Raw genomic sequence first — 13,306 nt, 5'->3', positions numbered from 1 at the left:
CACAGACCGGCCGCCGCTTCTCTATGAATTCCATTGAGGGAGTTTTCCGGGTGTCAGAACACAATTTCGACCTCGTCGTCCTTGGCGGAGGAAGTGCGGGATACGCCGCAGCTATCCGCGCCGTTCAGCTGGGCTCAACCGTCGCTCTCGTTGAGAAGGACAAGCTCGGAGGCACGTGCCTCCACCGTGGCTGCGTGCCTACGAAGGCCATGCTCCACGCTGCAGAGCTTGCAGACAACGCACACGAAGCCGCATCCGTCGGCGTGCTGACCGAATTCCAGGGCGTCGACATCGAGAAGGTCAACGCCTTCCGCGAGGGCATCGTCGCCAGCAAGTTCAAGGGCCTGCAGGGCCTCCTGAAGGCCAAGGGCGTCACCGTCTTCCAGGGCGAGGGGAAGCTCGTCTCGCCCACGAGCGTCCAGGTCGGCGACGACACCCTCACGGGCAAGAACGTCGTCCTCGCGACCGGCTCCTTCTCGCGATCGCTTCCGGGCCTCGAGATCTCGGGCAACGTCATCACGAGCGAGCAGGCGCTCGAGCTCAACTGGCTCCCGAACCGCGTCGTCATCCTCGGTGGCGGCGTCATCGGCCTCGAGTTCGCCAGCGTCTGGCGCTCCTTCGGTGTCGAGGTGACGATCGTTGAGGGCCTCAAGCACCTCGCGCCCGCCGAGGAGGAATCGGTCTCCAAGCAGCTCGAGCGGGCGTACAAGAAGCGCGGCATCGACTTCAAGCTCGGTGTCCGCTTCAAGGGCGTCACGCAGGACGACTACGGCGTGCACGTCGAGCTCGAGTCCGGTGACGTGCTCGACGCAGATCTGCTCCTCGTGGCGGTCGGCCGCGGCCCCGTCACGGCCGGTATCGGCCTTGAGGAGGTCGGCGTCACGACCGACCGCGGATTCGTCCCGGTGGATGAGACGCTCCAGACCAACGTGCCCGGCGTCTACGCGATCGGTGACATCGTTCCCGGCCTCCAGCTCGCGCACCGCAGCTACCAGCACGGCATCTTCGTCGCCGAGCAGATCGCGGGTCTCAACCCCGTTCAGGTCGAGGACATCAACATCCCCAAGATCACGTACTCCGACCCGGAGATCGCCTCCGTCGGCTACTCCGAGGTCAAGGCCAAGGAGAAGTTCGGCGACGACGCGATCTCCACCGCCGAGTACAACCTCGCGGGCAACGCGAAGAGCTCGATCCTCGGCACGAGCGGAACGGTCAAGCTCGTCCGCGTCAACGACGGCCCGATCGTCGGCGTCCACATGATCGGTGGCCGCGTCGGCGAGCTCGTCAGCGAAGCTCAGCTCATCGTCAACTGGGAGGCCTACCCAGAGGACGTCGCACACCTCATCCACGCCCACCCGACGCAGGGTGAGACGATCGGCGAAGCAGCCCGTCTGCTCGCCGGTGTCCCGCTGCACGCCCTCTGACCCGCCAGAACCACTCAAGGAGAACCAACATCATGAGCGAAGACGTAACGCTCCCGGCACTCGGCGAGAGTGTCACAGAAGGAACCGTCACCCGTTGGCTGAAGAGCGTCGGCGACACCGTCGAGGTCGACGAGCCGCTGCTCGAGGTCTCGACTGACAAGGTCGACACCGAGATCCCGTCGCCGATCGCCGGCGTCCTCGAGGAGATCCTCGTCGGAGAAGACGAGACCGTCGAGGTCGGCGCTGTCCTCGCTCGCCTCGGTGATGGCTCGGGCGCAGCCTCGTCCGACGACAGCGCCCCGGCTGAGGAAGAAGCAACGGCGGAGCCAGAGGTTGAGGAGGCGGCGGAAGCCACCTCGCAGCCCGCCGCGGCTCCTGAGACCGAAGAGGCACCCGCAGAGAAGGAAGACGAAGGCTACGCGGAGCCGGCTCCCGAGAAGGAGACGACGTCCGAGGCTCCCGCCAAGGAGGCGGCGACGCCCGCAGCGCAGACCGCGCAGCAGTCGGCATCCGCTCCGAAGCCGCCGGCGCAGCCCAAGCAGCCGGCGCAGCCCAAGCAGGGCGGCGAGTCGGCATCGGCCGCCTCGAGTTCCGACCCGCGCTACGTGACGCCGCTCGTGCGCAAGCTCGCGGCTGACGCAGGCGTCGACCTCACGAAGGTCCAGGGCACGGGCGTCGGCGGACGTATCCGCAAGGAAGACGTCGTCGCCTTCGCCGAGTCGAGCAAGAGCGCAGCCCCCGCGCCGGCAGCTTCGGCTGGCACGCCGGGCGAGCCGACTCCGTTCGAGGTCTCCGAGCTGCGTGGCACGACCGCGAAGATGTCGCGTCTCCGCAAGGTCGTCGCCGAGCGCGCGGTCGCATCGATGAACTCGACGGCTCAGCTCACGACGGTCGTCGAGGTCGACGTGACTCGCATCGCGCAGCTGCGCGATCGCGTCAAGGGCGACTTCCACTCGAAGACGGGCAACAAGCTCTCGTTCCTGCCGTTCTTCACGCTGGCAGCGGCCGAGGCTCTGCAGAGCTTCCCGATCATCAACTCCACGGTCGACGGTGACTCCATCGTCTACCCGGAGTCCGAGAACATCGCCATGGCGGTCGACACGGAGCGCGGACTGCTCACGCCGGTCATCAAGAAGGCGTCGGAGCTCGACATCGCGGGTCTCGCAGGTCAGATCGCTGACCTCGCGGAGCGCACGCGTGACAACAAGCTGCTCCCCGATGAGCTTGCCGGTGGCACGTTCACCGTCACGAACACGGGCTCGCGTGGCGCGCTGTTCGACACGCCCGTCGTGTTCCTCCCGCAGAGCGCGATCCTCGGTACCGGGATCGTCGCGAAGCGTCCCGCGGTCGTCAAGACGGCCGATGGGCAGGAGTCGATCGCGATTCGCTCGCTCGTCTTCCTCGCGCTGAGCTACGACCACCGCATCATCGACGGTGCGGACGCGGCTCGTTTCCTCTCGCAGATCAAGAACCGCCTCGAAGAGGGCGCGTTCGAGGGCAACCTCGGGATCTAGCAGCGCTCCTCGAGGGGCTCACGCCACTCGAACATCGCGTAGAAGCCATCCGGCCTCCCCACGAGCGATCGTGAGGGAGGCCGGTGGCGTTTCCGCCGTCTGCACCGCGTTCTGGGGCCACAGTTCCACGACCGCGAAATCTCCAAAGCGATCGCGGAGCGTCGCCACTGGGAGGCCAACAAGCTCGTCCTCGGCCCCTGCGGGTCGGTTGAGGTCGGCAGGGAGTCCCGGCGCGTCGCTCTGATAAACCTCCTCGAGGCAGCCGGCGGCCGCCATGGCGAGGCATTCGGTCCGTCGTCCCACGAGCGCCGCCGCAGCCGCGGCAGGATCATCGCTCGCAGCCGCGGTTCGCCAGTCTGGCACTTCCTCCGTCGGTGCCGGCTGTTCGGGAGGCGCGGCCATCTGCGCTTCGGGGGAGGCTTCTCCGTGAGGCTGCTGCGTCTGCCAGCTCGCAGCCGGAGCGGCGCTGCCACCGCTCGCGCTCCCAGCGTCCGCTCCCCCGCTGCGACTGCCGACCACTCCCACGAACACCGCGCACAGGCACATGACCAGCGCGGCCACCGCTGCGACTCGGTAGGGCATCCGGATGGCCGACAGGAGTGGCACCCTCGAGCCGGAACGTCGTCGCGACCGCCGTTCATGTCTGCTGGCGGCCTCGCGCGACACCTGGGCGTCGCGCCCCCTGGCGGCGAACGGACGTCGGAGTCCATCGATGTCCCCCCGGTGAACGACATCCGCTGACCGGGCTTGGCTCGGGTCCTCCCCATCGAGAAGCGTCGGACCAGCGACTCGGCCCACGGTGCCATCCGCGGACGGGGCCATGACGGGACTGCCCGCGGCAGGCCCCGGCGCCTGCTCGGCCAGCACCGCACGCCAGGGCCCCGGCTCACCTGCCGCCGGGTCCTGGATGTCCGTGGCGTCCTGCCACGTGAACAGGGCGTCGAGGAGTCGCGCACCGAGCCCCTCATCCACCTCCCCCGACAGGCAGCGATCGAATTCCCGCTCCAGCGCGGCGGGCAGCTCCGTCTCCGTCGGCAGCTGCGCCAGCACGAGATCCGCGAGGGACTCGAAGGATCGCCAGTCTCGGAGAGCACAGGCGTGCGGACGGCCCTTCTGCTCGAGACGAGTCAGCAGCTGCCAGTTCTTGAGCACCGGTCGCCCGGCCAGGGTCAGGCGGACGTCGTCGCACCCGAACGTGCCCATCGCCACGCCGTGCTCGTGGAGCTCGACGAGGGTCTCCGCGATGGGAGCGAGGATCGTCACGATCTCGCCGGCTGTGAGGGGGTGAGGCCGGTCGAGCAGTTCCTCCACACTCGACCCAGGGGTGGCCTCGAGGACGGCCACCGCCTGCCGCTGCTCGGTCTGACCGATATCCCGGAGCGCAGGAGCACTCGGCGCATCAATCTCCTCGAGCAGCACGCACACCTCAGAGAGCGTGAGTCCCTGGCCGGCTGATGCCTCTACGACAAGCTCGACGGCCTCCGTGGGCACGGGAGCGGTCGCTTGCCGGCGCGATCGCGATGCGCTCGCCAGCCAGTCGTCCTCTTCCAACGCCGCCCGCTCCCGCGCCACAGCCAGGTAGCGGTGCCAGGGGCCGTCGCTGGACAGCACGTCGACGACCCGCCAACCCGCGATATCGAGGTAGGTGGGAGCCGGGCTGCGGTCGGTTCTGCGCTGATCTCTGGCTTGCACACGAAGATCCTGACGCCCCGTTCGCGCCCGGAGCGGACGAGCTTCATCGTCTGTGGAGAAGTCGTCACGAGTCCGAATGTGAATACGGGGTGAAGTGCCGGTATTCTGGATGCACTATGGCGAACTCTCCACAAGCCAGCGCAGCAGCGGAAAAAGAGCCGGGTCGCTTCAAGCAGATCTGGCAAGTCCTCAAGATGACGGTCAAGTACGACAAGACCGCACCTTGGATCATGGCCGCTGCCGTGCTCGTCCCCCTGATCATCGCAGCGCTCGTAAGCATCTTCCTCCCCGGGTCGAACGCGCTCATCTGGATCCTCACGATGATCCTCGGCCTCATGGTCGGTGTGCTCCTCTTCATGTTCACGCTGAACTGGCGGGCCGAACGCGTTGCGTTCGGGCAGCTCGAAGGCCGTGCGGGTGCCGCCGGCCAGGTGCTCACAAGCGCCCTGCGCGGAACGTGGCAGACGAGCGAGATGCCCGTCGCGTTCAACGCGAAGACGCAGGACGCGGTCTACCGCGCCATCGGCAAGCCCGGCGTCGTGATTCTCACCGAGGGCAGCAAGGCCGGCACGAAGCGGCTGCTCGACGACGAGCGCCGCAAGACGGCTCGCATCCTGCCGAACGTGCCGATCCACCACTTCCACGTGGGCACCGGCGCCGACGACGTGAAGCTCGTGAAGATCCGGAAGACGCTCAACAAGCTCCCGAAGAAGCTCACCAAGCCAGAGATCGTCGCCGTGACGAGCCGCTTGAAGGCCCTCGGCAGCAACGCGCTCCCTATCCCCAAGGGCATCGACCCGATGCGGATGCGCTCCTCGCGTTCGCAGATGCGCTGATCTACAGCATCCCCGCCACAGACTCGCCCTGCTGCTCTACACGAGCCGCAGGGCGAGTCTCGTCATGATGTCGTGGCCGCCGCGCTGGTCGCTGTCCCACACGAGCATGGGGAGCACGAGCGTCACCAGCAGCTGGCGGAGCAGGGGTCGAAGGTAGCCGGGCGCTGAGCCGTCGAGGCGCGTGACGCGCATCCGGAACACCAGGTGCCCGAGGGAGCCGCCGAACAGCATGATGCCGACGGTCGTCATCGCGAAGAAGAGCAGCAGGATCGCGATCGAGTCGTACTCGAAGAACACGAATGCAAGACCCGCGGCGGCCGCGTAGTCGATGATGAGCGCTGGCACGCGGCGGCGCATCGGCGCCATGCTGCCACGCCCTTCTTCCGGATACCCGAGGCGGTAGCCCGGGTAGCGGTTGTTCTCCGGACGTGCGAACTCCGGGCTGCTTGACTGTGCGGGCATCCGAAAAGCTTACCGTCGGAGCGAGGCAGAGAGCGGGCCGCTGACGGCGCACTATCACGCTCTGCGTAACGTGCGCGAAACATAACAGTGACCACGGGGCAACAGCGAGTGGTTAGCTTATGACAGGACCCCGTCCGCCAACACCTTCGACACGACCCGGAGAAGCCATGTTCAAAGAACCGTCTGAAGTCCTCGCCTATATCACCGACAACGATGTCAAGTTCCTCGACATCCGCTTCACCGACCTCCCCGGTGTGCAGCAGCACTTCAACATCCCCGCGTCGACCGTCGATGAGGAGTTCTTCTCCGTCGGCCAGCTCTTCGATGGCTCCTCGATCCGCGGTTTCGCGTCGATCCACGAGTCGGACATGCAGCTCATCCCCGACGTCACGACGGCGTACCTCGACCCGTTCCGCGAGGCGAAGACCCTGATCATGGTCTTCGACATCTACAACCCCCGCACGGGTGAGATCTACCACCGCGACCCCCGCCAGGTCGCGAAGAAGGCTGTCGACTACCTGTCCTCGACGGGAATCGCCGACACCGCGTTCTTCGCTCCCGAGGCAGAGTTCTACATCTTTGACGACGTGCGCTACTCCGTGACGTCGAACCAGAGCTTCTACTCGGTCGACTCCGAAGAGGGCGCCTGGAACTCGGGCCGCGAAGAAGAGGGCGGCAACCTCGGCAACAAGACGCCGTTCAAGGGCGGATACTTCCCCGTCTCCCCCGTCGACAAGACGGCTGACCTGCGTGACGACATCACGCTCAAGCTCATCGAAGCCGGCTTCATCCTCGAGCGCTCGCACCACGAGGTGGGCACGGGTGGCCAGCAGGAGATCAACTACCGCTTCGACACGATGGTCAGCGCCGCTGACGACATCCTGAAGTTTAAGTACATCGTCAAGAACACGGCCGAGCAGTGGGGCAAGTCGGCCACGTTCATGCCGAAGCCGCTCTACAACGACAACGGCTCGGGAATGCACACGCACCAGTCGCTGTGGAAGGACGGCGAGCCGCTCTTCTACGACGAGGCCGGCTACGGCTCGCTCTCCGACACGGCTCGTTGGTACATCGGCGGACTGCTCGCGCACGCCAACTCGCTCGCCGCGTTCACGAACCCGACCACGAACTCTTACCACCGCCTGGTGAAGGGCTTCGAAGCCCCCATCAACCTCGTCTACTCGGCGGGTAACCGCTCGGCTGCGATCCGCATCCCGATCACGGGCTCCAACCCGAAGGCGAAGCGCATCGAGTTCCGCGCACCGGATGCTTCAGCCAACCCGTACCTCGCGTTCGCCGCCCAGCTCATGGCTGGCCTCGACGGCATCCAGAACCGCATCGAGCCGCACGAGCCCGTCGACAAGGACCTCTACGAGCTTCCCCCGGAGGAGGCGAAGAGCATCCCCCAGCTCGCGACCTCGCTGCCCGAGGCGCTCGCAGCGCTCGAGGCTGACCACGAGTACCTGACGAAGGGCAACGTCTTCACGCCAGAGCTCATCGAGAACTGGATCAACTACAAGACGGTCAACGAGGTGCAGCCGCTCGCGCAGCGCCCGCACCCGTACGAGTTCGAGCTCTACTACGGCGTCTAGCCTGTAGCGCAGTTCCGCACCCGGCCCGTCTCGCTCCTGCGAGGCGGGCCGGTTCCGTTCGCGTCCGAAGCGGGTGGCGGTGTCTCTGTCTCCGCTCAGGCTGGCGCCCGACGACGTGGCAAGCTGGACGGATGGATGACGAAGAGCTTCGCGCGCAAGCCCTGGCCGCCATCGACCACCACAAGCGCCTCGCGGCGAGCATCCACGCGGCGGCCGTCCGCCGCCTGTCGTCCGAGCCGCAGAGCGAGGACTGGCAGCGGCACAATGCCGACGTGGATCGCTGCATCGACGAGCTCCTCGCCCACGAGTTCACAACCGCGAAGTCTGCGTTGCAGGCGCTCGCCGCCCACGAGGCGCAGCACGCCGTCGGCATCGGCCGTCAATCCGGGCTCGATGCCGTCCTGATCGCGGACAGCCTCGAGCGGGCGATTCTCGACCAGCAGGCCGCAGGGTCCTAGACCCATTCCACGGAGTCCCGGCCGGTCCGCGCGTGACGGTCTCGCGTCGGCGCTACTCCCCGTAGAAGCGTCGCTCGAACACGCGCCGTGCGCGGCGCGTCTCACCCAGGTAGTCGTCCTCCAGCAGCGGACCCGAACCAGGGGCGTAGCCGAGCGCCCGCGCGACGGCGTCGAGCGTCGGACCGTCCTGCGGGAGGAGGTCCGACTGCTTGTTCGTGGCCAGGTACAGCGCCGAACGCACGCGAGACGCCAAGAGCCATGCGTCCTTGAGCTGATTGGCCTCAGCGAGGGTCAGCAGCTCCGCCCCCTGGGCGGCGTCGAGGGTCTCGAGGGTCGACGTCGTGCGAAGCGGCGCGGTGTGCATCGCGTGCTGCAGCTGCAGGGTCTGCGCGAGCCACTCGACGTCGCTCAGGGATCCGCGGCCCAGCTTCAGGTGGCGTTTCGGGTCAGCTCCCTGCGGAAGCCGCTCGTTCTCCACGCGCGCCTTGATCCGGCGCACCTCACGCAGTCCGTCCTCGGAGAGCTCCTTGCCGTAGCGCACATCGTCGACCAGGTCCATGAAGCGGTCGCGCACGTTCGCGTCGCCGACCACATCGTGGGCGCGGAGCAGCGCCTGCGTCTCCCACCCGAGCGACCACCGCGCGTAGTAGCTGCGGTAGGCCGACAGGGAACGCACGAGCGGGCCCGACTTGCCCTCGGGCCGGAGACCCGCATCAAGGTCGATCGGCATCCGCGGGTCCGCCGTGAACTCGACGATGCGGTGCACGAGCGCGAGGGCTCGTCGGCTCGCGAGGTCCGGGTTGGAGAAGTCACCGGGCTCGAACACGTAGAGCACGTCGAGGTCCGAGCCGAAACCGAGCTCGCGGCCGCCGTAGCGGCCCATGGCGATGATCGCGAATGGCGGATACTCGACCTTGTCGATGCGACGGACCGCGTCGTACGCGCCCTGCAGGGTCGCCGTCGCGATGTCCGAGAGGCCGGCCCCCGTCTGCTTGATGTCGATGAGGCTCAGCAGCCCGCCGATCGCCAGACGGAGCACCTCGCGGCGGCGGAACGTGCGCAGAGCACGCCTGAGGGCCACCTCGTCGTCGTGACGACGGATCGTCGTCGCGACCTCGTCGAGCAACGCGTTGAGCGAGCGCGGCTTCAGCTGCGCGTCGTCGTCGAGCCACTTGACGGCCTCCGGGTAGAGCTCGAAGAACTCCGCGGCGAACTTGGAACCCGAGAGCAGCTGGGTCAGCCGCTTCGCAGCGGCCGAGCTGTCGCGGAGCAGCCGCAGATACCAGGCGGTGTCGCCGAGACGCTCGGAGAGCTTCCGGAAGGCGAGGAACCCGCTGTCCGGGTCGCTCCCCTGCGAGAACCAGTCGATGAGCACCGGGAGCAGCGTGCGCTGCATGATGGCCCGCCGGGAGACGCCCTTCACGAGGGCGGTGATGTGCGCGAGCGCACCCTTGGGGTCGAGGAAGCCGATCGCGCGCAGTCGGGCCTCGGCCTGGTCGGAGCTGAGCGCGAAGCCAGCCGTCGGCAGGGCGGCGACCGCAGAGAGCAGCGGCCGGTAGAAGACCTTCTCGTGCAGGCCCCTGACCCGCAGCTTCACCCGCTGCCACTCGTCCGTGAGCTCTCGGGAGTTCGCGAAGCTGGCGGAGCGCGCGAGCACGGCACGCTCGATGTCGCTGGTCGGCATGAGGTGGGTGCGTCGGAGCGCTCGCAGCTGGATACGGTGCTCGAGCAGCCTCAGGAACTCGTAGTCCGAGGAGAACTGGTTCGCGTCATCCCGCCCGATGTACCCGCCCTCGCTGAGCGCTTCGAGGGCCGCGAGCGTCGAGCGCTCTCGGACGCTCTCATCGTGCTGCCCGTGCACGAGCTGGAGCAGCTGCACCGTGAACTCGATGTCTCGCAGACCGCCCGGGCCGAGCTTGAGCTGCAGGTCGACCTCCTCGGCGGGGATGTGGTCGGTCACACGCTCACGCATGGCGCGCACCTGCTTGACGAAGTCGGCCCGGCTCGCACTCGCCCAGATCAGCGGTTCGACTCTGCGCTCGAAGTCCGAGCCGAGGCGCAGGTCACCCGCCATGGCCCGTGACTTGATGAGGGCCTGGAACTCCCAGTTCTTCGCCCAGCGCTCGTAGTACTTGGCGTACGAGTCGATGGTCCGGACCAACGCGCCGTCCTTGCCCTCCGGGCGGAGATTCGCGTCCACTTCCCACAGGGCCGGCTCGACGTCGGTGGAATCGATGACGCGCATCGTGAGGCTCGCGAGCCGAGTACCGATCTCGACGGCCTTCGGCACGGCGACCTGTTCGGGGTCTGACGACTCGGCGACGAACATGATGTCCACGTCGCTGATGTAGTTGAGCTCTTCCGCGCCCGCCTTGCCCATGCCGATGACTGCGAGGCGGACGCACTCGACCTGCTCGGCGGGGAAGCGACCGAAACCGCTCGGCGGCGACTGCGCCTCAGCTCGCGCGACCATGATGGCTGCATCCAGCGTCTCTCCGGCGAGGTCGGCGAGGGCGCGGCTCACCTCTCGAACGCACCCGCGTTGATCGTCCTGGGCGAGGTCGAACGCGGTGATGCGCGCCAATTCGGTGCGGTAGCGGACGCGGAGCGAGCGAATCGCATCGGAACCGGTCAGCTGCGCCACCGCCATGCCGAAGCCGCCGTCGGCGTCTGCACGTTCGGCGTCCACGCCCACGCTCGCCGCCATGCGACGCTGCAGCTCCTCACGAGTCGGCAGCTCCGCCTCGCCCGACTGGACGACCTCCATCGTGCGCGGATGCCGGAGGAAGAACTCGGCGAGCCCAGTCGATGCGCCGAGAAGGCGCACCACCGTCTTCGCGTTGGGCCGCTCGGCGAACAGCGAGTCCACCGCGCTCGGGTGCTGCCTGGCGAGGTACACGAGCCACTGCAGGGCCTGGTCCGGGTCTGCGACGCGCTCGTCGACGACCGAGAACAGGTCGTCCGCGCGCACGCCCGTGAGCTCGGTCAGTTCCGCGAGGTGCGGCTCGGCCTCGCTCGGCGCGGCGAAACCAGCCCTCGCGAGGCGCGTGCGCAGTCCGTCGGAGCGCACGGCTTACAAGGCGTGCAGGTTCGAGGCCAGCTCGAACGGGGTGACCTGAGCGCGGTACTGCTTCCACTCGGCGCGCTTGTTCGCGAGGAAGTACGCGAACACCTGCTCGCCGAGCGTCTCGGCCACGAGTTCCGAGTTCTCCATGATGGAGATGGCCTCGTTGAGGCTCGAGGGCAGCGGGTCGAAGCCGAGCACACTGCGCTCGCGAGGCGACATCTCCCAGATGTCGCCTTCGATCTCGGCGGGAAGCTCGTACTCCTCCGAGACGCCCTTGAGCCCGGCGGAGAGCAGGACCGCGTACGCGAGGTACGGGTTCGCCGCCGAGTCGATGCCGCGGTACTCGACACGCGCCGAGCCGCCCTTGTTGGGCTTGTAGGTCGGGATGCGCACGAGCGCCGAGCTGTTGTTGTGGCCCCAGCAGGCGTAACTGGGGGCTTCGTCTCCACCCCAGATGCGCTTGTAGGAGTTCACGAACTGGTTCGTCACGGCCGTGATCTCCGGTGCGTGCTTGAGGAGACCCGCGACGAAGTGCCTGCCGATCTTCGAGAGCTGGTACTCGGCGCCCGGCTCGTGGAAGACGTTGGTGTCGCCCTCGAACAGCGAGACGTGCGTGTGCATGCCGCTGCCCGGGTGCTGCCACATGGGCTTCGGCATGAACGTCGCGTACACGCCCTGTTCGATGGCCACCTCCTTGACGACCGTGCGGAACGTCATGACGTTGTCGGCCGTGTTGAGCGCGTCGGAGAAGCGGAGGTCGATCTCGTTCTGCCCGGGGCCAGCCTCATGGTGGCTGTACTCCACCGAGATGCCGAGGTCTTCCAGGATGCGGACGGCGCGGCGACGGAAGTCGTGCGCGGTGCCACCGGGGACGTTGTCGAAGTAGCCGGCGTTGTCGGCGGGCACGGGCTCGCCGTTGAGCGCCTCATCCGACTTCAGCAGGTAGAACTCGATCTCGGGGTGCACATAGAACGTGAAGCCCTGCGCCGAGGCCACGTCGAGCGCACGGCGGAGGACCCGACGGGGATCGGTCACGGAGGGCTGGCCATCCGGCGTCGAGATGTCGCAGAACATGCGCGCCGTCGGGTCGATGTCCCCACGCCACGGCAGCATCTGGAAGGTCGATGGGTCCGGGTGGAGGAGCATGTCCGCCTCGGAGCGCCTCGTGAAGCCCTCGACGGCGGAGCCGTCGAGCCCGATGCCCTCATTGAAGGCACCCTCGACCTCCGCCGGTGCGATAGCCACGGACTTCAATGTTCCGAGAACATCCGTGAACCACAGGCGGATGAACTTGATCCCGCGCTCCTCGATCTGGCGGAGTACGAAGTCCTGCTGCTTGTCCACTCGGGCTCCAATTCTTGTTGTGCGCCTCCCCATAGGCTACTGGGCCTGAGCCCGCCCCGCCGTATGATGGCCTGCATGTCTCAGGCCAGTGCACCGAAGCGAGTCCGAATTCGACACTTCCAGGCGGCCAAGGCCGCTGGTGAGCGCATCACCGCGCTCACCAGCTACGACGCCATGACCGCTGCGGTGTTTGACGAAGCCGGCATCGATGTCCTTCTTGTCGGCGATTCTGCGGCGACGACCGTGCTCGGCGAGACGTCCACGCTTCCCGTCACGGTCGACGAGCTGATTCCCATGGCGCGCTCCGTCGCGCGCGGCGTGTCGCGAGCCCTCGTCGTAGCAGATCTCCCGTTCGGCAGCTACGAGCGCGGACCGGAGCAGGCGCTGGACACGGCGGTCCGCTTCATGAAGGAAGCAGGCGTGCAGGCGGTGAAGCTGGAGGGCGGCGTGCGATCGCACGCGACCATCAAGCGCATCGTGGAGGCGGGCATCCCGGTCATGGCGCACATCGGCTACACGCCCCAGAGCGAGCATGGTCTCGGCGGGCACGTCGTGCAGGGCCGGGGCGACACCGCTGAGCGCGTGCGCGCGGACGCACGAGCCGTGCAGGATGCTGGCGCCTTCAGCGTCGTGCTCGAGATGGTGCCGGCCGTGCTCGCCGCCGAGATCACGCGAGAACTCGAGATCCCCACCATCGGCATCGGCGCCGGTGCCGAGTGCGACGGGCAGATCCTCGTCTGGACTGACGCGATGGGCCTCGGCACCGGGCGCGTTCCGCGATTCGTCCGCAAGTACGCGGACCTTCGCACGACGCTGCTCGATGCGGCTTCCGCGTACCGCGACGAGGTCAAGTCCGGCGCGTTCCCCTCTGCCGCCGAGAGCTTCGAAGACCAGACCAGCTAGCCCCGTCGACCAAC

The 13,306-nt window shown here is 67.4% G+C and carries 10 protein-coding genes; 6 read left to right on the top strand and 4 right to left on the bottom strand.

Annotated elements, in window-relative coordinates; all coding sequences use genetic code 11:
* Window positions 1-23: 23 nt before the first annotated feature.
* Together lpdA and sucB are read left to right on the top strand one after the other, a co-directional pair.
* Window positions 24-1,424 (top strand): dihydrolipoyl dehydrogenase, encoded by a 1,401-nt coding sequence (lpdA, locus tag HDC34_RS09255; RefSeq protein ID WP_218854935.1) that lies wholly within the window; start codon window positions 24-26, stop codon window positions 1,422-1,424.
* A 32-nt stretch (window positions 1,425-1,456) separates the two neighbouring features.
* Window positions 1,457-2,938, top strand: a complete 1,482-nt coding sequence (sucB, locus tag HDC34_RS09250) for a 2-oxoglutarate dehydrogenase, E2 component, dihydrolipoamide succinyltransferase (protein ID WP_179556646.1) — start codon at window positions 1,457-1,459, stop codon at window positions 2,936-2,938.
* Between the two features lie 18 nt (window positions 2,939-2,956).
* Here sucB and HDC34_RS09245 read toward each other — a convergent pair whose 3' ends face one another.
* On the bottom strand, window positions 2,957-4,630 hold the full coding sequence (locus HDC34_RS09245) for a hypothetical protein (RefSeq protein WP_179556645.1): 1,674 nt from the start codon (window positions 4,628-4,630) through the stop codon (window positions 2,957-2,959).
* 116 nt (window positions 4,631-4,746) lie between these two features.
* Here HDC34_RS09245 and HDC34_RS09240 point away from each other — a divergent pair, with 116 nt between their 5' ends.
* Window positions 4,747-5,466, top strand: a complete 720-nt coding sequence (locus HDC34_RS09240) for a DUF4191 domain-containing protein (protein ID WP_104312033.1) — start codon at window positions 4,747-4,749, stop codon at window positions 5,464-5,466.
* A gap of 36 nt (window positions 5,467-5,502) precedes the next feature.
* Here HDC34_RS09240 and HDC34_RS09235 read toward each other — a convergent pair whose 3' ends face one another.
* Window positions 5,503-5,928 carry an RDD family protein gene (locus HDC34_RS09235; protein ID WP_179556644.1) on the bottom strand — a complete coding sequence of 142 codons (426 nt, stop codon included), beginning with the start codon at window positions 5,926-5,928 and terminating at the stop codon, window positions 5,503-5,505.
* Between the two features lie 167 nt (window positions 5,929-6,095).
* On the opposite strand from HDC34_RS09235, the gene glnA reads away from it, so the two are divergent.
* Together glnA and HDC34_RS09225 are read left to right on the top strand one after the other, a co-directional pair.
* A complete protein-coding gene (gene glnA, locus HDC34_RS09230) occupies window positions 6,096-7,520 on the top strand; it encodes a type I glutamate--ammonia ligase (protein WP_104312035.1) in 1,425 nt (474 codons plus the stop codon).
* A gap of 131 nt (window positions 7,521-7,651) precedes the next feature.
* On the top strand, window positions 7,652-7,978 hold the full coding sequence (locus HDC34_RS09225; RefSeq protein ID WP_179556643.1) for a hypothetical protein: 327 nt from the start codon (window positions 7,652-7,654) through the stop codon (window positions 7,976-7,978).
* A gap of 52 nt (window positions 7,979-8,030) precedes the next feature.
* Here the strand turns inward: HDC34_RS09225 and HDC34_RS09220 are convergent, their stop codons facing one another.
* Complete coding sequence (locus HDC34_RS09220) at window positions 8,031-11,048, bottom strand: bifunctional [glutamine synthetase] adenylyltransferase/[glutamine synthetase]-adenylyl-L-tyrosine phosphorylase (protein WP_179556642.1); 3,018 nt, start codon at window positions 11,046-11,048, stop codon at window positions 8,031-8,033.
* Between the two features lie 3 nt (window positions 11,049-11,051).
* Window positions 11,052-12,389, bottom strand: a complete 1,338-nt coding sequence (locus tag HDC34_RS09215) for a glutamine synthetase family protein (RefSeq protein WP_104253347.1) — start codon at window positions 12,387-12,389, stop codon at window positions 11,052-11,054.
* Between the two features lie 75 nt (window positions 12,390-12,464).
* On the opposite strand from HDC34_RS09215, the gene panB reads away from it, so the two are divergent.
* Window positions 12,465-13,292 (top strand): 3-methyl-2-oxobutanoate hydroxymethyltransferase, encoded by an 828-nt coding sequence (panB, locus tag HDC34_RS09210; protein WP_257023101.1) that lies wholly within the window; start codon window positions 12,465-12,467, stop codon window positions 13,290-13,292.
* Window positions 13,293-13,306 lie beyond the last annotated feature (14 nt).

This window comes from Pseudoclavibacter sp. JAI123 (assembly GCF_013409665.1).
Classification (GTDB): domain Bacteria; phylum Actinomycetota; class Actinomycetes; order Actinomycetales; family Microbacteriaceae; genus Pseudoclavibacter.
The sequence above is the reverse complement of the archived record's forward strand: the minus strand, read 5'-3'. Positions and strand labels throughout refer to the sequence as shown.